This window comes from Aliirhizobium cellulosilyticum, assembly GCF_014198105.1.
In the GTDB taxonomy this organism is placed as follows: Bacteria; Pseudomonadota; Alphaproteobacteria; order Rhizobiales; family Rhizobiaceae; genus Neorhizobium; species Neorhizobium cellulosilyticum.
Map to the genome: position 1 here is coordinate 1,178,849 of NZ_JACIGW010000001.1, position 21,290 is coordinate 1,200,138.

Annotated in this window: 24 protein-coding genes; 17 read left to right on the forward strand and 7 right to left on the reverse strand. The window is 58.0% G+C overall.

The features are described 5' to 3' along the window. Positions 1-37 precede the first annotated feature (37 nt). Entirely contained in the window at positions 38-1,060 is a 1,023-nt protein-coding gene (locus GGE33_RS05505; protein WP_148148041.1) for an amino acid ABC transporter substrate-binding protein, read from the reverse strand. Between the two features lie 357 nt (positions 1,061-1,417). Between GGE33_RS05505 and GGE33_RS05510 the strand changes: the two genes are divergently transcribed. Continuing rightward, positions 1,418-2,605 (forward strand): cystathionine beta-lyase, encoded by a 1,188-nt coding sequence (locus GGE33_RS05510; RefSeq protein WP_183821516.1) that lies wholly within the window; start codon positions 1,418-1,420, stop codon positions 2,603-2,605. Here the strand turns inward: GGE33_RS05510 and GGE33_RS05515 are convergent, their stop codons facing one another. After that, the gene (locus GGE33_RS05515) at positions 2,606-3,769 is read right to left on the reverse strand and encodes an FAD-dependent monooxygenase (RefSeq protein ID WP_183821517.1); all 1,164 of its coding nucleotides are present in this window, start codon (positions 3,767-3,769) and stop codon (positions 2,606-2,608) included. It abuts the gene before it with no gap. Between the two features lie 25 nt (positions 3,770-3,794). Next, positions 3,795-4,040, reverse strand: a complete 246-nt coding sequence (locus tag GGE33_RS05520) for a zinc-finger domain-containing protein (RefSeq protein WP_183821518.1) — start codon at positions 4,038-4,040, stop codon at positions 3,795-3,797. 146 nt (positions 4,041-4,186) lie between these two features. Between GGE33_RS05520 and GGE33_RS05525 the strand changes: the two genes are divergently transcribed. From GGE33_RS05525 to GGE33_RS05555, 7 genes are all read left to right on the forward strand, one after another. Then, entirely contained in the window at positions 4,187-4,972 is a 786-nt protein-coding gene (locus GGE33_RS05525; RefSeq protein ID WP_183821519.1) for an alpha/beta fold hydrolase, read from the forward strand. A 114-nt stretch (positions 4,973-5,086) separates the two neighbouring features. Then, positions 5,087-5,911: a serine O-acetyltransferase gene (cysE, locus tag GGE33_RS05530; protein ID WP_183821520.1), complete on the forward strand. Its 825-nt coding sequence runs from the start codon at positions 5,087-5,089 to the stop codon at positions 5,909-5,911. A 127-nt stretch (positions 5,912-6,038) separates the two neighbouring features. Beyond that, entirely contained in the window at positions 6,039-6,245 is a 207-nt protein-coding gene (locus GGE33_RS05535) for a DUF3126 family protein (protein ID WP_112457769.1), read from the forward strand. Positions 6,246-6,637: 392 nt separating this feature from the next. Next, positions 6,638-6,991: an ATP-dependent Clp protease adapter ClpS gene (gene clpS, locus GGE33_RS05540; protein WP_112503791.1), complete on the forward strand. Its 354-nt coding sequence runs from the start codon at positions 6,638-6,640 to the stop codon at positions 6,989-6,991. A 10-nt stretch (positions 6,992-7,001) separates the two neighbouring features. After that, complete coding sequence (clpA, locus tag GGE33_RS05545) at positions 7,002-9,536, forward strand: ATP-dependent Clp protease ATP-binding subunit ClpA (RefSeq protein ID WP_183821521.1); 2,535 nt, start codon at positions 7,002-7,004, stop codon at positions 9,534-9,536. Positions 9,537-9,628: 92 nt separating this feature from the next. After that, a complete protein-coding gene (locus GGE33_RS05550; protein ID WP_183821522.1) occupies positions 9,629-10,378 on the forward strand; it encodes an AzlC family ABC transporter permease in 750 nt (249 codons plus the stop codon). After that, complete coding sequence (locus GGE33_RS05555; RefSeq protein WP_210303570.1) at positions 10,378-10,716, forward strand: AzlD domain-containing protein; 339 nt, start codon at positions 10,378-10,380, stop codon at positions 10,714-10,716. Before GGE33_RS05550 ends, GGE33_RS05555 begins: the two co-directional genes overlap by 1 nt. Here GGE33_RS05555 and GGE33_RS05560 read toward each other — a convergent pair whose 3' ends face one another. The 4 genes from GGE33_RS05560 to GGE33_RS05575 all read right to left on the reverse strand — a co-directional run bounded on the left by GGE33_RS05560 (position 10,717) and on the right by GGE33_RS05575 (position 13,620). Beyond that, a complete protein-coding gene (locus GGE33_RS05560; protein ID WP_183821524.1) occupies positions 10,717-11,139 on the reverse strand; it encodes an HIT family protein in 423 nt (140 codons plus the stop codon). A gap of 79 nt (positions 11,140-11,218) precedes the next feature. Next, the gene (locus GGE33_RS05565) at positions 11,219-12,415 is read right to left on the reverse strand and encodes a GNAT family N-acetyltransferase (protein WP_183821525.1); all 1,197 of its coding nucleotides are present in this window, start codon (positions 12,413-12,415) and stop codon (positions 11,219-11,221) included. 9 nt (positions 12,416-12,424) lie between these two features. Further along, positions 12,425-13,153, reverse strand: coding sequence for a glycerophosphodiester phosphodiesterase (locus GGE33_RS05570; protein WP_183821526.1), 729 nt, complete (start codon positions 13,151-13,153; stop codon positions 12,425-12,427). Then, complete coding sequence (locus tag GGE33_RS05575; protein WP_183821527.1) at positions 13,150-13,620, reverse strand: RidA family protein; 471 nt, start codon at positions 13,618-13,620, stop codon at positions 13,150-13,152. The genes GGE33_RS05570 and GGE33_RS05575 overlap by 4 nt, the downstream gene beginning before the upstream one ends. A gap of 109 nt (positions 13,621-13,729) precedes the next feature. Between GGE33_RS05575 and GGE33_RS05580 the strand changes: the two genes are divergently transcribed. The 9 genes from GGE33_RS05580 to rseP all read left to right on the forward strand — a co-directional run bounded on the left by GGE33_RS05580 (position 13,730) and on the right by rseP (position 21,266). Next, positions 13,730-14,572 carry a cell envelope integrity EipB family protein gene (locus GGE33_RS05580; RefSeq protein ID WP_183821528.1) on the forward strand — a complete coding sequence of 281 codons (843 nt, stop codon included), beginning with the start codon at positions 13,730-13,732 and terminating at the stop codon, positions 14,570-14,572. 116 nt (positions 14,573-14,688) lie between these two features. Next, positions 14,689-14,886 carry a hypothetical protein gene (locus GGE33_RS05585; RefSeq protein ID WP_148148054.1) on the forward strand — a complete coding sequence of 66 codons (198 nt, stop codon included), beginning with the start codon at positions 14,689-14,691 and terminating at the stop codon, positions 14,884-14,886. Positions 14,887-15,083: 197 nt separating this feature from the next. Continuing rightward, complete coding sequence (gene rpsB / locus GGE33_RS05590) at positions 15,084-15,851, forward strand: 30S ribosomal protein S2 (protein WP_148148055.1); 768 nt, start codon at positions 15,084-15,086, stop codon at positions 15,849-15,851. A gap of 240 nt (positions 15,852-16,091) precedes the next feature. Beyond that, positions 16,092-17,018, forward strand: a complete 927-nt coding sequence (gene tsf, locus GGE33_RS05595; RefSeq protein ID WP_148148056.1) for a translation elongation factor Ts — start codon at positions 16,092-16,094, stop codon at positions 17,016-17,018. Positions 17,019-17,133: 115 nt separating this feature from the next. After that, complete coding sequence (gene pyrH, locus GGE33_RS05600; RefSeq protein ID WP_148148057.1) at positions 17,134-17,856, forward strand: UMP kinase; 723 nt, start codon at positions 17,134-17,136, stop codon at positions 17,854-17,856. Between the two features lie 62 nt (positions 17,857-17,918). Next, on the forward strand, positions 17,919-18,479 hold the full coding sequence (gene frr, locus GGE33_RS05605) for a ribosome recycling factor (RefSeq protein WP_148148058.1): 561 nt from the start codon (positions 17,919-17,921) through the stop codon (positions 18,477-18,479). A gap of 49 nt (positions 18,480-18,528) precedes the next feature. Further along, entirely contained in the window at positions 18,529-19,272 is a 744-nt protein-coding gene (locus GGE33_RS05610) for an isoprenyl transferase (protein WP_183821529.1), read from the forward strand. Beyond that, positions 19,272-20,105 carry a phosphatidate cytidylyltransferase gene (locus GGE33_RS05615; protein WP_148148060.1) on the forward strand — a complete coding sequence of 278 codons (834 nt, stop codon included), beginning with the start codon at positions 19,272-19,274 and terminating at the stop codon, positions 20,103-20,105. Before GGE33_RS05610 ends, GGE33_RS05615 begins: the two co-directional genes overlap by 1 nt. Before the next feature lie 39 nt (positions 20,106-20,144). Further along, a complete protein-coding gene (gene rseP / locus GGE33_RS05620; RefSeq protein WP_148148061.1) occupies positions 20,145-21,266 on the forward strand; it encodes an RIP metalloprotease RseP in 1,122 nt (373 codons plus the stop codon). The last annotated feature ends 24 nt before the right edge of the window (positions 21,267-21,290 follow it).

A 21,290-nucleotide genomic window follows, 5' to 3' on the forward strand; every position in this document is an offset into this window, starting at 1 on the left:
TTCTCCACCTCCATGCCCATGTCCACTGTCGGTCCGATTAACGGATCGGCGGGGCGTATTGCAGACCGCCCTTGGTCCACAGAGCGTTCAGGCCACGCTCGATCTTGAGCGGAGTGTTCGGGCCGACGGTGCGGTCGAAGACTTCTCCATAATTACCGACCAGCTTGACAATGTTGTAAGCCCAATCGTTCGTAAGGCCGAGATCGGTACCGATCTTGGAGCCTTCTTCGCTGCCGAGCATGCGCTTCACGTCCGGTCCGCCGCTGGTCTTCAGCTCATCGACATTCTTCGATGTGATGCCGAGTTCTTCGGCGTTGACCATGGCGTAGTGAACCCACGACACGATGTCGAACCACTTGTCGTCACCCTGGCGAACGGCCGGGCCAAGCGGCTCCTTGGAGATGACTTCCGGCAGAACCATGTTCTCGTCCGGGTTCTTCATCTTCAGGCGGATTGCATAGAGGCCGGACTGGTCGGTCGTGTAGACGTCGCAACGACCGGAGTCGTAAGCAGTCGTAGCGTCGGCTTCCTTTTCGAAGACGACCGGATTGTACTGAAGGTTGTTGGACTTGAAGTAGTCGGCGAGGTTGAGCTCGGTGGTCGTGCCGGTCTGGACGCAGACAGCAGCGCCGGAAAGCTCAAGTGCCGACTTCACGTTGAGGCTCTTCTTCACGATGAAGCCCTGGCCGTCGTAGTAGTTGACGGTACGGAAGTTGAAGCCGAGCGATGTGTCGCGGCTGATCGTCCAGGTGGTGTTGCGCGTAAGGACGTCGACTTCGCCGGACTGCAGCGCCGGGAAACGGTCCTTGCTCGACAGGGCAACGAACTTAGCCTTCGTCGGGTCGCCGAACACGGCGGCAGCGATACCGCGGCAGTAATCGACGTCGATACCGGTCCACTCGCCCTTGTCGTCTGGATTCGAGAAACCCGGAATGCCAGCGCTGACGCCGCAGGTGACGACACCCTTTGCCTTAACGTCATCAAGCGTGGCTGCCGATGCTGCCGAGGCCAAGCCCAGGGCTGCAGCGCCAATCGCGGCTGACAGAATTGTCTTTTTCATTTTCCCAACCTTTGTTTGTGTTTTATTTTCTGACGTCACCGGGCCGCTCCCCTTGATCGTTGTTCGAATACGGCCGGTTGCTCGCCAACCCTCCAGCGGCGAGCCAGCCTATCTCATTCGCAAATGCTGTGGGGGTCAAGTCTCACCAGCAGGAATTGCGTTTGAAATAAGGTAAAATTTAGTTTTTTGCTCAGTGATTGAGCAATTGCCGATGGCTTATGCAGTATGTGCTGAATTCAGTGCCTTTATGTTTTGCATCTGATCTATGCTCAACTTTACGACGTATCGACCGGGCTTGACCTCCAGGCTTCGCAGCGCGACAAGAAAGCTTTCCCGCCTAGAGAGTTTTCCCACCAGATGACCAGAAAATCTTCCATGCTCGGCGCTGCCGGCGCTAATACGCGACTTGCGCATATCGGAAATGATCCGCGCTCCTACCACGGCTTCGTCAATCCCCCGGTCGTTCATGCCTCGACCGTGCTGTTTCCTGATTCTGCGACGATGGAGAGCCGAGGCCAGCCTTACTCTTACGGTACCCGTGCAACACCGACCACAGACGCATTGTGTGCTGCTTTTGACGAATTGGAAGGTTCAGCAGGCACGATTCTGGTCCCGTCAGGGCTGGCAGCTATCTCGGTGCCGTTTCTGGCCTACCTGTCGGCGGGCGACCATGCTTTGATCGTCGATTCGGTTTACACGCCCTGCCGAAATTTCTGCAATACGATGCTCACGCGCCTTGGCGTGGAAATCGAGTATTACGACCCGGAAGTCGGTGCCGGTATCGAGGCTCTGATCAAACCAAATACGAAGCTGGTGCACACCGAGGCGCCGGGTTCCAATACATTCGAGATGCAGGATATTCGTGCGATTGCCGATGCCGCACACAAGCATGGTTGCGTCGTGACGATGGACAATACCTGGGCGACGCCGCTTTATTTCCGACCGCTCGATTTCGGTGTGGACGTGTCAATCCATGCAACGACGAAATACCCTTCGGGCCATTCCGACATCGTGATGGGATCGGTGTCCGCCAATGCCAAGTGGTGGCCGCAGCTGGAGGAAGCCCGCATCCTCATGGGTATCTGCGGTGCGCCGGATGATTCCTACATGATCCTGCGTGGTCTGCGGACCATGGGTGTTCGTCTGGAGCATCATCAGAAAAGCGCGCTTGCTCTCGCGCAGTGGCTGGAAGGGCGCGACGATGTGGCGCGTGTGCTGCATCCGGCATTGCCGAGTTTCCCAGGACACGAGATCTGGAAGCGTGATTTCAAGGGTTCCAGCGGCATTTTCTCCTTCGTGCTCAAGGCTGACGCAGACAACGCCAAGGCAAAAGCGCATGCGTTCCTCGATGCATTGAGCTATTTCGGTCTCGGTTATTCCTGGGGTGGGTTCGAAAGCCTGGCGCTACAGGTTAATCTGTCTGACCGCACGATCCGCAAACAGCCCGAAGAAGGCCCGGTCATCCGCCTGCAGATCGGCTTGGAAGACGTTGCCGACCTCCAGAAGGATCTCGAGCAGGGCTTCCTCGCAGCCGCTGCCGTCTGATCAACTGACGCGGTATCCGTAAAGCCAATCCAGATCCGCCGCGAGAGATTGCGGCGGACGCAGCGACAGGACGATATCGCGACCGATACGGAATGGACCGCGAGCATGATACGCGAAGCGGTTGAACGACCCGCGAGCCTTGACCCTCGCCGCGCGGCTGGTTCTCTGTGCTTCAAAGCCGGCCAGGGCGGCGGGCAGGGAACTTGACTTCTTCACTTCGTTGGCGAGCACGAACCCGTCCTCGATTGCCATGGCAGCGCCCTGTGCAGAGAATGGCATCATCGCGTGTGCGGCATCTCCGATCAGCACCACGTCGCGGCCATTGTGCCAGCGACCCGACGTCACTTCGTGAAGTGGCCAGAATGTCGGTCGGGGCAAGCGGCTCAACAGCGCGGTGATTTCCGCATTCCAGCCACCAAACTGCCTGACCAGCATCGCTTTCTGGCCTTCGTTCGCCTGCGCTTCCCATGTGGCACCGGGGCTTATGCCTGACGCGATGGCAACGATGTTGAACTCGCTCATTTCTCTCAAAGGATAAGCAACGAGATGTGTCGACGGCCCCATGAACGCGGTAACGCAATCGCGCGCAAGCCAGTCGGGTGCTTCATCGAGCGGAATGGTAAAGCGCCACGCGATATTCCGGGAGAAATCGGGCTGGGGAGCATCCTCCACCGACGCGCGTGCATTGGACCACACTCCGTCGGCACCGATCACGAGCGGGTAGGAGTTTCCGGTGAGTTCCCGAACGGCTTTTGGCAAGCCGCCTCTTATGGGTGTGCCAAGCCGGATCGAGCAGAGCGGATCTCGCTCCACCGCTGAAAGCAATGCTGCCTGCAGCGTCGCACGGTGAAGTACGCCGTAGGGTGCTTTCCAGCGATCCCTGGCAAAATCACCTGCCGGAACGGATGCCAGCTTCTTGAGGGATGTGCCGGAGACAAGGGCGATTTCGCGCGGCTCGGTCCAGATTTTTTCGAGTCCGGCCAGCACGCCCAGTTCGCCAAGGATTGCTGATGCGTTCGGCGACATCTGCAGGCCCGCACCGACTTCCACAAGGTCGCCGGCTTCTTCAAAAATGTCACAAGCCATGCCCAAGCGGGAAAAGCTAAGCGCTGCAGCCAGGCCGGCCATGCCGGCTCCCACAATCGCAATCCTGTCGAGATGCATCGGCTTGCTGCCTGAAAGTTTAAACTTATGCTGCCTTGACGTGGAAGACGCAACCCGGAGGATCGGTCTGATCGGCTTTCAGGCCCGGATTATAGCGATAGAGGGTGGAGCAGTAGGAGCACACCTTCTCGCTGTCGTCGCCGAGATCGATAAAGATGTGCGGATGGTCGAAGGGCACGGAAGCACCGGTGCACATGAATTCCTTCACGCCGATCTGGATAACCGGATATCCGCCATCGTTTTGAAAGTGAGGAATGCTGTGGCCAGCCATGGTCGTCTCCCTGCCATTTGATTTCGCCGGACATTATCTGCCCGCGCATCGATTGTGTAGGGGGGAAACATCCGCATTTTTTTATCGAGCGGGTTCATTGGCGATCCCTGATCCACTATAGGTCGCCCGAAACAAGGGATAGTCCGATGAATTTGAATGCGCCCGCCTTCTCGTCCTTCATTCATGACGGAATCAATCTTCGTTATTTCGACGAGGGTGAACCGTCCGGCGAACCGGTGCTTCTCATTCATGGCTTTGCTTCGAGCGCGCTGGTCAACTGGGTGCATCCCGGCTGGTTGAAGACGCTTGGCGATGCCGGCCACAGAGTTATTGCCATCGACAATCGCGGCCACGGCGGAAGCGACAAGCCGCTCGACGCGGAAGCCTATCGCCCATGGGTCATGGCCGATGATGCCGTGGCGCTGCTCGACCATTTGCGCATTCCGGACGCTCATCTGTTCGGATATTCGATGGGAGCAAGGATTTCCGTCTTTGCGGCGCTCGCTCATCCGGAACGGGTCCGTTCGCTGGTTTTAGGTGGTCTCGGAATCGGCATGACCGATGGCGTGGGTGACTGGGACCCGATTGCGGACGCTTTGCTTGCGCCGGATGTCGATGCGATCACGCACGAGCGTGGTAAGATGTTTCGTGCTTTTGCGGACCAGACGAAGAGCGACAAGCTGGCTCTTGCGGCCTGTATCCGTGGCTCGCGCGATCTGGTGGCGCGTTCCGATATGGGGCGGATCGAGGCCCCGACGCTGATCGGTGTCGGAACTAAGGATGATATCGCCGGATCTGCCCAGGAATTGGCCGACCTCATGTCGGATGCGCGGGCGCTCGATATCCCGAACCGCGATCACATGCTTGCGGTCGGAGACAGGGTGTTCAAGAAGGCGGTTCTCGAATTTTATGCGGCACTGTCAGGTCGGTAACAGGTTCTCTGATCGTAATGATCAACGGAATGCGATTTTACCTGCGTTGGCGTTCCGGTAATCCTGTTCTATATAATGGTCTTCCAAAGCCTGCAGGCGACTATGGAGTGGGTCATGCCCTCAAGAGTGGACATTCGCATCAAAGAACCCGTCGCGACGGTCGATCCGATATGGGATACGTTGCAGCAGGAAGCGCGGCTTGCAATCGAGCAGGATCCGCTTCTTGCCGCGTTTCTCTATTCCACCGTGCTGAACCATCGTTCCCTGGAAGAATGTGTCGTTCACCGGATCTGCGAGCGTCTCGATCATCCGGATCTGCAGGCGGTTCTGCTTCGCCAGACTTTCATGGAAATGCTGGATGCCTGGCCGGAATGGGGTTCCATCCTGCGCGTCGATATCCAGGCATTTTACGATCGCGATCCGGCATGCCTGCGCTTCCTGGAGCCTGTGCTCTATTTCAAGGGGTTCCATGCGATCCAGACGCATCGCCTGGCCCATTGGCTTTATGCACGTGGGCGCCGTGATTTCGCGCTCTATCTGCAGAGCCGTTCGTCCAGCGTCTTCCAGACGGACATCAACCCGGCGGCGCGGATCGGCAAGGGCATTTTCCTTGATCATGCCACGGGCCTCGTCGTCGGCGAGACTGCAGTCATCGGTGACAATGTCTCGATCCTGCATGGTGTGACGCTTGGGGGAACAGGCAAGGAAGGTGCCGATCGCCATCCGAAGATCGGCAATGGCGTGCTGATCGGCGCCGGTGCGAAGATCCTCGGCAACATTGAGATCGGATCGTGCTCGCGTGTCGCGGCCGGTTCGGTGGTGCTGAAACCCGTTCCGTCTAAGTCGACCGTTGCCGGGGTGCCGGCGAAAGTGGTCGGGGAGGCGGGCTGTTCGGAGCCAGCGCGCGTCATGGATCAGCTGCTGATGTCGGAAGACTGAGTGCTGCCGGCTATAGAAACGCCGGTGGATAATCGTCGAAGCCGGCAGGCCCAAGGCTTGTCGGCTTTACTTTTGCCGCGGTCGCATGCAACAAGCGCGGCAACGTGAATAGAAAACGGAGATTGTCGTGAAGCCCGACGAAATCAAGAAAATCGACGCTTACTTCAAGCGCCTTTTGAATCCGCAGATCGTTGTCAAGGCACGGCCGCGCAAGGACGATTCGGCAGAGGTCTATCTGGGTGAAGAGTTTCTCGGTGTCGTCTATGTTGATGACGAGGACGACGAGCGCTCCTACAATTTCTCGATGGCCATCCTCGACGTCGATCTCGACTGAGCATTGGTGCCAACACATTCCGGCGGGCCGCTTAGGCCCGCTTTTTGATTCCGCCTTCGGTCGCGCCGTTATCGCTCGTTCGCCTCTTGTAACGCGGCGAATGCAATCCCATTAATAGGGAGCGACCTTATCCGGTCGTCCCTGTGAGATTAACCCCACACCGCGATTTAATGTCTTCGTCGCTGACAATCGTCAGGTGCGGACGCTTGGCGTTTGCATCCGATGGGCTGATGGGTGTTAATTTTTGCAGGTTGAACGGCTCTCTGGCGGAATAGTGATTGCGCCGCCGCAAAGGGGGCTTAAAATCTGTGTCCAATGGACTAAGTTAGTAAGACTGGAGTCCGGCAGACCGCAATGTTCAAATGGTTGTCGGCACCTGGGGATGATGAATGATGATCGCACTGCCGATCTCGATGGAAAAAGAAAAAGATGGTGATGGGGATAACGCCAACCGCGGAACCTCGGTCATCACGCGTACCAAACCCAAGACGAAACGTCCGAACCTGTATCGCGTACTCCTCTTGAATGACGACTACACCCCGATGGACTTCGTCATCCACATATTGGAGCGGTTCTTTCAGAAGGACAGGGAGGCTGCCACACTTATCATGCTCCACGTTCATAACCATGGAGTGGGTGAATGCGGCATTTATACCTACGAAGTAGCGGAAACGAAGGTGAGCCAGGTAATGGATTTCGCCAGACAGCATCAGCATCCGCTACAATGTGTCATGGAAAAGAAGTGAGGAACCCGACGTGCCCACATTTTCGCCTAGTCTTGAAAAGGCGCTGCATCAGGCACTGACCTTCGCCAACGAGCGGCATCACGAATATGCCACGCTCGAACATCTGCTTCTCGCGTTGATTGATGACGCGGATGCGGCGGCGGTCATGGGCGCTTGTAACGTCAACCTTGAAAACCTGCGCAAGACCGTTGCCGACTATGTCGATAACGAACTTGCCAACCTCGTGACCGGCTATGACGAAGACTCGAAGCCTACCTCCGGCTTCCAGCGTGTCATCCAGCGGGCCGTCATCCATGTCCAGTCTTCCGGTCGTGAAGAAGTAACTGGTGCCAATGTGCTCGTGGCGATCTTCGCCGAGCGCGAAAGTCATGCTGCATTCTTCCTGCAGGAGCAGGAGATGACCCGTTACGACGCGGTCAATTACATCTCCCACGGTATCGGCAAGCGCCCGGGTTCCTCCCAGTCCCGTACGCCGCGCGGTTCCGAAGAACCCGATTCCGAAGCCAAGCCCTCGCGTGGCGGGGAGCCGGAAGAGGGTGCAGCCAAGAAGCCGGCCGATGCGCTCAAGGCCTATTGCGTCAATCTGAACGACAAGGCCAAGGACGGGCGGATCGATCCGCTGATCGGTCGCCATTCGGAAGTCAACCGGACGATTCAGGTCTTGTGCCGTCGCTCCAAGAACAACCCGCTTTATGTGGGTGATCCGGGCGTGGGCAAGACTGCGATCGCCGAAGGTCTCGCCAAGCGTATCGTCGAAGGCAAGGTGCCGGAAGCGCTCGCCGATGCGACGATCTTCTCGCTCGACATGGGCACGCTGCTCGCCGGCACCCGTTATCGCGGCGACTTCGAAGAGCGTCTGAAGCAGGTCGTCAAGGAACTGGAAGATTTTCCGGGTGCGGTCCTGTTCATCGACGAAATCCACACCGTTATCGGTGCGGGTGCAACATCCGGTGGCGCGATGGATGCGTCCAACCTGTTGAAGCCGGCTCTGTCCTCCGGGCAGATCCGCTGCATCGGCTCGACCACCTACAAGGAATACCGCCAGTTCTTCGAAAAGGACCGGGCGCTGGTCCGCCGTTTCCAGAAAATCGACGTCAATGAGCCGTCGATCCCGGATGCGATCGAGATCATGAAGGGCCTCAAACCCTATTTCGAGGACTACCACAAGCTTCGTTACACCAACGAGGCGATCAAGTCGGCCGTCGAACTGTCGGCCCGCTACATCTCAGACCGCAAGCTGCCGGACAAGGCGATCGACGTGATCGACGAGACCGGTGCGGCGCAGATGCTGCTGCCGGCCTCCAAGCGCCGCAAGCTGATCACCGAGAAGGAGATCGAGGCAACCATCGCGACGATGGCGCGGATACCGCCTAAAACCGTTTCCAAGGATGACGAGGCTGTTCTCGCCAACCTGGAAAAGGAACTGCGGTCCGTCGTCTACGGTCAGGATGCCGCGATCGAAGCACTTTCAACCGCTATAAAGCTGGCGCGTGCCGGCCTGCGCGAGCCGAACAAGCCGATTGGTTCCTACGTCTTCTCCGGCCCGACAGGCGTTGGTAAGACGGAAGTGGCCAAGCAGCTTGCCGCCTCGCTCGGCGTGGAACTGCTGCGGTTCGACATGTCGGAATATATGGAACGCCACACGGTCTCGCGGCTGCTTGGCGCACCTCCCGGCTATGTCGGGTTCGATCAGGGCGGTCTTCTGACCGATCAGGTCGATCAGCATCCGCACAGTGTGCTGCTGCTCGACGAAATCGAGAAGGCGCATCCGGATATCTACAACATCCTGCTGCAGGTCATGGACCACGGTTCGCTGACCGACCACAACGGCAAGAAGATCGATTTCCGCAACGTCATCCTGATCATGACGACCAATGCGGGCGCTTCGGAAATGGCCAAGGCTGCCTTCGGCTTCGGTTCCTCCAAGCGCACCGGCGAAGACGAAGAGGCATTGAACCGCCTGTTCACGCCGGAATTCCGCAACCGTCTCGATGCGACGATCCCGTTTGCGCCGCTGCCGACGGCCGTCATCCATCAGGTCGTGCAGAAGTTCGTCATGCAGCTGGAAACCCAGCTGTCCGAACGCAACGTCACGTTTGACCTGCATGAGGATGCGATCGCTTGGCTGGCCGACAAGGGTTACGACGAGAAGATGGGCGCTCGCCCGCTTTCCCGCGTGATCCAGGAATACATCAAGAAGCCGCTCGCCAACGAGATCCTGTTCGGTGCGCTGCGCAAGGGTGGTGTAGTCCGCGTCACGGTCGGCAAGGACGACAACGGCAAGGACAAGCTGGTGCTCGATTCCATTCCGGAAGCCGTGCCGGTAAAGCCCAAGCCGGAGGCCGAAGTGGAAGAGGCTGCCGAAGAGGCAAAGGCCAAGGTTGTAAAGCCGAAGGCCGCCAAGAAATCCTCGTCCAAGGGCAAGGATGGCGGTAAGGGCGCAGCAGCCAAAGCCAAAGCAGATGACGACGGCGACGTAATCGCCGAAGAAGCGCCGAAGCCACGCAAGAGCAGCACCGTTCCGCGTGTGCCGAAGAGTAAGTAATCGCTCTCATATCGATTGAATGAAAGATGCCGGGCTTGTCCCGGCATCTTTGTATTTGTAGGCATATTTGATCAACAGCAAATGGAATGCCTATGTCTGCAGAGCAGCGCAATGAGCCCGGTAACTTGAAATGGTTCCTGACTGGCATGCGCGGCGTCATCTCGCTTCCCGCCATTATTCTGATGACGTCCTATGTCGGGTTTGCCGCATTCGCGCTACAGGCAGGGTTGACGCGTTGGGAGGCCGTGATCATGACGCTCGGCGTCTGGGCCCTGCCGTCGCAGATGATCCTTGTCGGCTCGATGATCGGTGGAGCCAATATCGTTGCGTCGTTTCTTGCAGTGACCTTGTCCGCCATTCGTATGATGCCGATGGTTGCGTCCATCGTGCCGGAAATGCGGACGCAGAAGACGCCCGTCTGGCTGCTTCTGTTTCTTTCGCATTTCATTGCGATCACCTCCTGGGTGTTCGCCTCGACGCATCTGCGTGACGTGCCGCGCCAGAACCGGGTCGCCTTTTTTGCCGGTTTCGGCCTCACGCTTACCTGTGGTAATGCGGCGATCGTCGGCATCAGCTATGGCATCGTTTCGCAGTTTCCGCCGGTCGTCGCGGGCGCACTCTTCATGCTGACGCCGGTCTATTTCATCTCGTCGATCTGGGCGAGTTCCAGGCAGTTCGTTGTTAAGCTCGCCTTTATCATCGGCATCGCCGCAGGACCGCTGCTGGCGCTTGTTGTTCCGCAATTCGATGTGCTGATTGCCGGCCTTGGCGGCGGAACCGTTGCCTACCTGATCGATCGATACCGGCGACAGCGTCGGCGTGCCGTTGAGGAGGCCGCGTGATGCTTGAGGAATACTGGACCTATATCCTGATCACCGTTGCCGGCTTTATCGCAACGGACTTCTGGCGCTGGCTCGGCGTTCTGGCCGGCAACAGGCTGAATGAGGAATCCGAGGCGCTGAACTGGGTGAGGGCGGTTGCGACAGCGCTCGTGATGGCCGTCACCGCCAAGCTGATCGTTTTTCCAACAGGCGTATTGGCCGATTCTCCGCTCTGGCTTCGGCTTTCTGCCGCGGGTATCGGCTTTTGCATTTTTCTGCTGACGGGCAAGAAGGTGGCGATCGGCGTCATCGCACCGATCGCCATCCTTGTCGCAGGCCTGTTTCTGCTCAAAGCCTGATCAGGCGCCGAGTGCATCAACGACCTTTTTGGCGTTGGCAGCCAGAACGCCATGGTCTTCCATCTGGCCGCTATGCGGCTTCAGGCCGGCGCCTTCATAGCGCGGGATGATGTGGAAATGCAGGTGATAGACGGTCTGGCCGGCAGCCGGTTCGTTGAACTGCGTGACCGTGATGCCATCGGCGTCGAACGCATCTTTGGCCGCATTGGCAAGCTTCTGCACGATCGGAATGACTTTCGACAGGGTGGCCGGGTCAGCGTCGAGAATATTGCGCGAGGGCGTCTTCGGTATCACCAGGAGGTGACCTGGGGATTGCGGCATGACATCCATAAAGGCCAGAGTGTCGGCATCCTCGTAAACGCGGTGGCAAGGGATCTCGCCGCGCAGGATCTTCGCGAAGATGTTTTTGTCGTCGTAGCTCATGGAAGTCCTCTCCTATCTGCTTCTTTCAACGCAATTCCGAACGCAAAACCGGTGCTCGCTTTTGCCGGAATTACTTCAATCAATCATCCTGCTGCCGCTCGCCTTTTCGGAAAGGGCTGTGCTCGGATAGGTATTCGTTCATGCCGTCCACCTCCTGCCGCTCGCGCTCCAGATAATCGGAAATCGCGCGGCGCAGGCCCGGATGGGCGATGTAATGCATGGAATGGGTGGTGACTGGAAGATAACCGCGGGCAAGCTTGTGTTCGCCCTGGGCACCGGCTTCGACGCGCTTCAGCCCCTTGGCAAGGGCGAAGTCTATGGCCTGATGATAACAGACTTCGAAATGCAGGAAGGGATGATCCTCGATACAGCCCCAGTGACGGCCGTAGAGCGTATCACCACCGATAAAATTGATCGCGCCGGCGATATAACGACCATCGCGTCTTGCCATGACCAACAGAATGTCATCGGCCATGCGGCTGCCTATCAGCGAATAGAAGCTACGGGTCAGATATGGTCTGCCCCATTTGCGGCCGCCGGTATCCATGTAGAAAGCGAAGAATTGATCCCAGATATCCTCGGTCAGGTCGGCGCCGGTCAGCCAGTCGATCGAAATTCCATTCTCCAATGCGGCGCGGCGTTCCTTTTTCAGCGCCTTGCGCTTGCGTGACGCCAGCGTTTCGAGGAATGCGTCGTGATCGACATAGCCTTCGTTGATGAAGTGGAATTGCTGATCGGTCCGATGGAGGTAGTCGGCCTCCTCGAATGTCTCAATTTCGTTTTCCGGCACGAAGGTCACATGCGCCGACGATATTGCGAGTTGTCGTGTCACTTCCTGGAGACCTGCGGCGAGCGTCGTCTGCATCGTCTCGCGATCATAACTGGAAGCGACCAGCAGGCGAGGGCCGGTAGCCGGCGTGAAGGGGATGGCGCATTGCAGTTTCGGATAATAACGCCCGCCCGCCCGCTCGAAAGCGTCAGCCCAGCCGTGGTCGAAGACGTATTCGCCCTGGCTATGGCTTTTCAGATAGGCGGGGATTGCGCCGATCAGCGTGCCTTCTTCGGTTTCGAGAAGAATGTGATGCCCATGCCAGCCGGTCTTGGCCGTGGCAGAGCCTGATTGTTCCAGCGACGAAAGGAAGGCATGCGAGAGAAACGGATTGTAGGGGACCGCTGCTGAAGAGCTTTCCCGTGAAGCACCCGCAAGCCGCGACCAGCTTTCAGGGCTGATCGCGGCAAGGGATTGTTCGATGCGGATTGAAAGATTACCGGCCATGTACCTGAATTATGCAGTGGGCGACGTGCGCGGGTCAAACCCTTCGAACGTCATCTGATCTGCATATTTATAGGTAGCCTCGCGCGCGTTTTCATCCCTGACAGTCCAGGTAATCAACGCAATGCCGGTCTGTCTCTGGGCGGTGATAAAGCTGTTCGGCAGGTCGGACCAGTGATAGGAGATGAAATCCAGCCCAAGCTGGGCCATTTCATCATGCTTGAAGAACTCTTCCGGCTGGCTGCCTTCAGCGGTCAGGCCGATCGGATAAGGTCCGTCGGCCTTCTTCAGATCGCGGATCAGATGATGGTCGAAGCTCATCAGCGCGACCTTGCCCTGATAACCTTCCAGCTCTTCGAGAACGATATCGACGAAGCCGTCATCTTCTTCGGCGGTGCGGCCTTTCAATTCGATCACCAGCGGTACGCGACCATCGACCAGTTTGAGCATCTGCTTCAAGGTCGGGATCCTGTCGGCCGTTCCGCCAATGGATAGCAGGCCGAGTTCAGAGGCGGTGCGCTCCCGCACGTCGCCCTTGATGCCGCAGACGCGCTCGAGCTTGTCGTCGTGGAACACCATCGGGATGCTGTCTGCAGAGAGCTGCAGGTCGCATTCGATGGCAAAGCCGGCATCCGCAGCGCGGGCGAAGGCCGAGAGGGAGTTCTCCCATACGGCCTTGTTCATGTCGTGATAGCCGCGATGCGCGACGGGCAGATCCTTGATCCAGGCTGCAGATGTCATGCTTCGATCTCGATAACGGCTTCGATTTCAACGGCGGCATTGAGCGGCAATGCGGCCATGCCAACGGCAGCGCGAGCATGCTTGCCAGCTTCGCCCAGGACGTTTGCAATCAGGTTCGATGCGCCGTTGGTGACGATATGTTGCTCTGTGAAGCCGGGAGCGGAGGCGACGAAACTCGACAGCTTGACGACGCGCTTGATCTTGCCGAGATCGCCGCCGAGTGCTGCCTTTGCCTGCGACAGGATGTTGATGGCGCAAAGTTCAGCTGCGCGGCTCGCCAAAGCCACGTCGACGTCGCTGCCAACAAGGCCTTTGATCTCAAGCTTGCCATTTTCTGTCGGCAACTGTCCGGAGATGTAAAGCATGTTGCCGCTGATGACGTAGGACACGTAATTGGCTGCGGGTGCCGCTGCCATGGGGAGGGTAATTCCAAGTTCCTTCAGGCGGCTTTCGATGGCATCGGACATTTCGGTCTCCGGTTTGTTGTCAAGCGTACAAAAATCCTTCATCAAGGTCATAACCTTGGCTGATGGCGTTCTTATAACACCCGCGCCCGAGTCCAACAGGAGAATATGAATGCTGCGCACGAGCCTCGCGCTGTTCCTCGTCACCAGTGCCGGTGTCGCCTCCGCTGCGCCGATCAGCGCCGACAGTGCTGCGCGCCTGCTTATTCCTCACAGGGCGGTCTATGACCTAAAGCTCAAGGATGCGTCCGAGCGCTCCGGTATCGAGGGCATGTTCGGCCGTATGGTCTATGAATTCAACGGCTCTGCCTGCACCGGGTTCACGACCAATTTCCGCCTCGTCACCAAGATCAGCACGGGCGAGGAGACGCGTGTCAGCGACCAGCAGACCAAGACGTTCGAAGATCTTTCCGCGAAGCAGTTTCATTTCGAGACCAAGTCCTTCACCGATGAGCAACTCGACAAGAGCGTGACCGGCGATGCGAGCGAAGGCGAGAGCGGGGTGAAGGTCGAGCTGCAGGGAGCAAATGGCAGGGAAGTGGAGCTGCCGGCAAGCGCGTTCCCGACCAGTCATATGCTCGACATCATTCAGCAGGCCAAGGACAACAAACGTATCTTTGAGACGCGTGTCTTCGATGGCTCAGAAAACGGCGATCAGGCACTTCTGACCTCAACCGTGATCGGCAAGGCGGAGGCACCGGAAAAAGGCGATACCGAAGCCGGTGCTGCCGGGGAGTTTGCCAAGACTCCCTACTGGCCGGTCACGATCGCCTATTTCAACGATGGCGCCGCCGGCGATCCTATGCCCGTCTACAACATGTCTTTCAAGCTCTACGAGAACGGCATAACCCGTGATCTGACCATGGATTACGGTGATTTTTCGCTGGAAGGCAGCCTCGTAAAGCTGGAGTTGCTGAAGACACAGCAGGATCCGTGCCCTGCGGTGCCGCGTTAGTAACGATCCTGCCATTTGATTTGGAACACGCGGTCGCAGTGCCGAATCTAGGCGTCACAATACTCGACACATTGTTAGTTTCGTGTCTGTAGTTGCGCCGCAATAAGGAGTGATTCATGGCATTGATCGGATTTAAAAACACCCACAATCAGGAAGTCTACATCAACCCGGCGCAGATCCTTTATGTGATGCCCTTCGAAGAAGGTGTGACGATCGTTACGTTTGCTGCGGTCAATGGCGCCGGGCAGCCGCATACGATCTATATCCGTGGGAGTGTCGAGCAGGTCCGCCAAAGGCTCGGGGCCAAGGCCTGACCGGTTTCGCTTGTGTCGTGCGGTGAAAGCTGCACCACAGCGCTTGCAATTTTCCACAATCGCCTGTATGGGCACCGATATTCCACACGTGAGGCATGGGATCATCCGGGAGAAATCCGGATTTTTCCGCCCGGTGGCATTCTCGAAGAGGGTGCTGTTTGCCTTGCGGAGGTTCAACCGGAAAAGGATAACTAGGCATGGCATTGCCCGATTTCTCTATGCGTCAGCTCCTCGAAGCAGGCGTCCACTTCGGCCACCAGACGCACCGCTGGAACCCGAAGATGAAGCCGTACATCTTCGGCGACCGTAACAACATCCACATCATCGACCTGGCCCAGACCGTTCCGATGCTGTCGCGCGCCCTGCAGGTCGTGTCCGACACCGTTGCCCGTGGCGGCCGTGTTCTGTTCGTTGGCACCAAGCGTCAGGCTTCCGAGCTTGTTGCTGATTCCGCCAAGCGTTCGGCTCAGTACTACGTCAACTCCCGCTGGCTCGGCGGCATGATGACCAACTGGAAGACCATTTCGAACTCGATCGCCCGTCTGCGCAAGCTCGATGAAATCCTGAACTCGGAACAGTCCGGCTATTCCAAGAAGGAGCGTCTGAACCTTGAGCGCGAACGCGAGAAGCTGGAAAAGGCTCTCGGCGGTATCCGCGACATGGGCGGCGTTCCGGACCTGATGTTCATCATCGACACCAACAAGGAAAAGATCGCGATCGACGAAGCCAAGCGCCTCGGCATTCCGGTCGTTGCCATCATCGACTCGAACTGCGATCCGGACCTGATCGACTTCCCGATCCCGGGTAACGACGACGCTTCGCGCGCCATCGCTCTCTACTGCGACCTGATCGCTCGCGCTGCCATCGACGGCATCGCTCGCCAGCAGGGCGCTTCTGGACGTGACCTCGGCGCTTCCGCCGAAGCTCCGGTCGAGCCGGCTCTCGAAGGCGAAGCTGAAGCCTAAGGCCAAGGTTGGAACGGTTATCAGTTCCTGCTTTTTCAATTCGACCGAGGCCAGAGAGACGATCCCTGGCCTCGGTTTGTTTAAAAGTCCTGTTCGCCTGCGATCCATCGGATTGTGGTTGAAGGGCAGGCCGGCGGTGTCTTCATCACCCTGTCACACTTCCGGGTACATTCGTTCCCAAAACCTTGAGTTCGCCGAGTTTTTCGGCGCTACGCAATTTAAACCGACAAGAGGCTTACAATGGCTGAGATCACCGCTGCACTGGTGAAGGAACTGCGCGAAAAGTCCGGCGCAGGCATGATGGACTGCAAGAAGGCGCTGACCGAAAACAACGGCGACATCGAAGCGGCAATCGACTGGCTGCGCGCCAAGGGCATCGCCAAGGCCGACAAGAAGTCTGGCCGTACGGCTGCCGAAGGTCTGATCGGCGTTGCATCGACCGGCACCAAGGCCGTTGTCGTCGAAGTCAACTCGGAAACCGACTTCGTTGCCCGTAACGACGCCTTCCAGGCAATCGTTCGCGGCATCGCCGACGTTGCACTCACCACTGACGGTTCCGTCGAAGCTGTCGGCGCCGCCATCTACCCGGCAACCGGCAAGTCGGTCACCGACACGATCAAGGACGCTGTTGCCACGATCGGCGAAAACATGAACCTGCGTCGTTCGGCGGCACTCGAAGTGGAAGATGGCGTCGTTGCCACCTACATCCACAACGCTGCTGCTGATCGTCTCGGCAAGCTCGGTGTTCTGGTTGCGCTCAAGTCGACCGGTAACAAGGACGCACTGAACGCCATCGGCCGTCAGGTTGCCATGCACATTGCCGCAACGGCTCCGCTCGCCGTACGCGCCGAAGAAGTCGATGCTGCCGTCGCCGAGCGCGAACGCCACGTCTTCATCGAGCAGGCTCGCGAATCCGGCAAGCCGGAAGCCATCATCGAAAAGATGGTTGAAGGCCGCATGCGCAAGTTCTTCGAAGAAGTCGCGCTTCTGTCGCAGGCTTTCGTCATCAATCCTGACCTGACCGTCGGCGCTGCCATCAAGGAAGCTGAAAAGGAAGTCGGCGCACCGATTGAAGTGACCGGCATGGCTCGTCTTCTTCTCGGCGAAGGCGTCGAAAAGGAAGAAACAGACTTTGCTGCAGAAGTTGCTGCTGCTGCAAAGGGCTGATTTCCTCGCCTAATCCAGTGAAAACTATGAGGGCACCGGTGACAAGCCGGTGCCCTTCGTGTATCCGCAAGCCGTTTGATCTCTCCGTTTCCGTTTCGCTTTTAAAGGAGCCGTCATGTCGTCTCAGCCCATATATAAACGCGTTCTCCTCAAGGCCTCCGGCGAGGCTCTCATGGGCAGCCAGGGGTTTGGCATCGATGTCGCGGTCGCCGACCGTATCGCTTCCGATATTGCCGAAGCACGGCGCATGGGCGTCGAGGTTGGTGTGGTCGTCGGCGGCGGCAACATTTTCCGCGGCGTGGCTGTGGCCTCCAAGGGCGGCGACCGGGTGACCGGCGACCATATGGGCATGCTGGCCACCGTGATCAACGCGCTGGCGCTTGCAACGTCGCTGCGCAAGCTCGATATCGATACCGTCGTTCTTTCGGCTATCGCCATGCCGGAAATCTGCGAAAGCTTCTCGCAGCGACAGGCACTGCATCACATGGCGCAGGGCCGGGTGGTTATTTTCGCCGGCGGCACAGGCAATCCGTTCTTCACCACCGATTCGGCAGCTGCGTTGCGCGCCGCAGAAATCGGTGCCGAAGCTATCTTCAAGGGCACCCAGGTGGATGGCATCTATTCCGCCGACCCGAAAAAGGATCCGAATGCTACCCGCTTCGACGCGCTGACGCATAGCGAGGTTCTGGAAAAGGGCCTCGCAGTGATGGATGTCGCCGCGGTCGCGCTTGCCCGCGAAAACCATATCCCGATCGTCGTCTTCTCGATCCATGAGCCAGGCGGCTTTACGCAGATCTTGACCGGCGGCGGCCTCAAGACGATCGTATCCGACAACTGAGAAATTACCGCGATCTTTCTGCCGATCAGAAAGTTCAACGATAACAAGATGGAGTTCCAACGATGAGTGGATCAGTCGATCTCAACGACATCAAGCGCCGCATGGAAGGCGCAGTCAATGCCTTCAAGAGCGATATCGCGTCTCTGAGAACCGGTCGCGCGTCGGCCAACGTTCTGGATCCGATTACCGTTGAGGCCTACGGCTCGCGCGTGCCGCTGAATCAGGTGGCGAACATCACCGTGCCGGAGCCCCGCATGCTGGGTGTCTCGATCTGGGACAAGTCCATGGTTCGGGCTGTAGAAAGTGCCATTCGCGAATCGCACCTTGGCCTCAACCCGATCGTCGATGGGCAGAACCTTCGCATCCCGCTGCCTGAACTCAATGAAGAGCGCCGCAAGTCGCTGGTCAAGGTTGCGCATGATTATGCGGAGAAAGCCAAGGTCGCTGCCCGACATGTTCGTCGCGATGGCATGGAAGGCCTGAAAAAAGCCGAAAAGGATGGCGTAATCGGCCAGGACGATAGCCGCTCGCAATCCGAAAAGGTTCAGAAGATGACCGACGACACGATTTCTGAAGTCGACCGCTTGCTTGCGGATAAGGAAAAGGAAATCATGCAGGTCTAGGTTGGGTATCTTTATCCCTCCCTCGGCCGTTGAAGGAAATGCATAGGACATGCTGACGCCAGATATTGCGATCATTCCGGAGCACGTTGCCATTATCATGGATGGCAACGGTCGGTGGGCCAACAAGCGCGGTCTGGCCCGGACGATGGGGCACAGTAAGGGTGTCGAGGCCGTCAAGGAAACGGTCCGGGCGGCTGGTGAGCTCGGCGTCCGGTATTTGACGCTGTTTGCGTTCTCGTCGGAAAACTGGAGCCGGCCGGAAGCCGAGGTCAGTGATCTGCTAGGCCTCCTTCGCCGTTTTATACGACGCGACCTGGCCGAACTTCATCGAGAAAACGTACGGATCAAAGTTATCGGTGAGCGCGACAAACTGCGTGGCGATATTCTGCCGCTTCTTCTGGAGGCCGAGGAGACTACGCGTAACAATACAGCGCTTACGGTGGTGATCGCGTTCAATTACGGGTCTCGCGACGAAATTGCGCGTGCAACCACAAGGATTGCGCAGAAGGTCAAGGCCGGCCTCCTTGATCCGGATTCCATCAGTTCCGAGATGATCAGCGATCATCTCGATACGGCGGGCATACCGGATCCGGATCTCATCATCCGCACGAGCGGCGAGGAGAGGCTTTCGAACTTCCTGCTCTGGCAGGCCGCGTATTCGGAATTCGTTTTCCTTCCCGACTATTGGCCGGATTTCAACCGGGATCTTTTTGTCGAAGCGCTCAAGATCTATGCGTCGCGTAACAGGCGCTTTGGCGGTTTGTCTGCAAGACCTGCGGCGGTGGTCGGCTGATGGGGCAGGAGCTCAAACTTCGCATCGCGTCCGCTATTGTGCTGGCCGTGATCGTCCTTGCCGCAACATGGATAGGTGGCTGGGCGTTCAATCTTGTGGCTGCCGTGATGGCACCGCTGATCTATTATGAATGGTCAACGATCACCGGCCTTTCGGAGCGGAGCTTCAAGGCCAATGCGTTTGGCTGGCTGGTCGTTCTACTTATCGCTGCCGATCTCATCATCGGAGAAGGCGAGCTGTCCATGCCGCTGCTTTGCGGTGGTGTCGTTACGGGCGTGCTGCTGGCGATCCTTGGGCACGGCTCCTGGTGGCTTCCGGGCGGTATTGTCTATGCCGGATTGAGCGGCATCTCTCTTGCAGCCATCCGCGGTGATAATCAGGCGGGGTTTGTCGCCACGCTTTTCATCTTCGCAGTGGTGTGGGGGACAGATATCCTGGCCTATTTTGTCGGCCGTGCTATTGGCGGTCCGAAGCTTGCACCGCGCATCTCCCCCGGCAAGACATGGTCCGGGGCGATCGGCGGAACGGTTGCAGGCGTTGCCGCCAGTGGTTTGCTTACGCTTGGCGTATTTTCGCGGCTTTCACTGTGGACGATGGCGCTTGCCTTCCTGCTGTCTGTTGCGAGCCAGATCGGCGATCTTTTCGAATCCTTCATCAAGCGACGTTTCGGTGTGAAGGACAGCAGCCATCTCATTCCCGGACACGGTGGCGTGATGGACCGTGTGGACGGCTTGGTTTTTGCCTGTTTTGCCGTATTTCTGCTGACGCTTGTGGACACGGCCATGAAAGGCCATGTTAGCAACTCGGTCGCTGCCTTCATCTTCGGTCTCTAAAGCGGCGACCAGCCTCGATATCGTGAAGCGGAAACACTGATGGCCATCTTCGGTTTCATAACGGGCTACATTATCCCGTTCATCCTCGTCCTCTCTCTGCTCGTTTTCGTTCATGAGATGGGTCACTATCTCGTGGGGCGATGGAGCGGAATTCGGGTGACTGCATTTTCGGTCGGCTTTGGTCCCGAATTGATCGGCTTCACCGATAGCCACGGTACACGCTGGAAGCTTTCTGCTATTCCGCTCGGCGGCTACGTAAAGTTCTTTGGTGACGAGGATGCGTCGAGCCTGCCCGATGCATCAAGCGTTTCCCACATGAGCGAGGCCGACAGGGCTCGGACACTTGCGGGCGCAAAGTTGTGGAAACGCGCCGCTACCGTTGCTGCAGGCCCTATCGCCAACTTCATCCTCGCGATCGCCATTTTCGCCGTACTGTTTTCCGTCTATGGCAAGATGATCGCCGATCCGGTTGTCGCCGAAGTGCGTCCGGACAGTGCGGCCGCTGAAGCCGGCGTGCGGCCCGGCGACCGGCTCGTTGCACTCGACGGAAGCAAGGTTTCCACATTCGAGGATGTCCGCCGTTATGTCAGCGTTCGGCCGGAGACGCCAATCGTCGTGACAGTGAAAAGGGACGGTCAGGATCTTGATCTGCCGATGGTGCCGAAGCGCACGGAGATCAACGACCAGTTCGGAAACAAGGTGGAACTCGGGCTTATCGGTGTCGTCACCAATGAAGAGCGCGGCAATTTCCGGCTGGAGACGTTCACTCCGCTTGAGGCTGTCGGCGAGGGCGTGAAAGAGACCGGCAACATTATCACCGGCACATTCCGCTATATCGGCAATCTGGTGACCGGCCGTATGAAGGCTGACCAGCTGGGTGGCCCGGTTCGCGTTGCCCAGGCTTCGGGGCAGATGGCCACGCTCGGCTTCGCCGCGGTGATCCAGCTTGCCGCAGTCCTTTCCGTTTCCATTGGACTTTTGAACCTTATGCCTGTTCCGGTGCTTGACGGCGGCCATTTGGTTTTCTACGCAATAGAAGCTGTGAGGGGGAAGCCTCTGGGTGCGGGAGCTCAGGAGATCGCATTCCGTATCGGTCTTGCGATGGTACTCAGTCTGATGGTGTTTGCCACCTTCAACGATATCACCAACCTTATTGGCTAAGCGAGCTGCGGGTGAATAAACCAA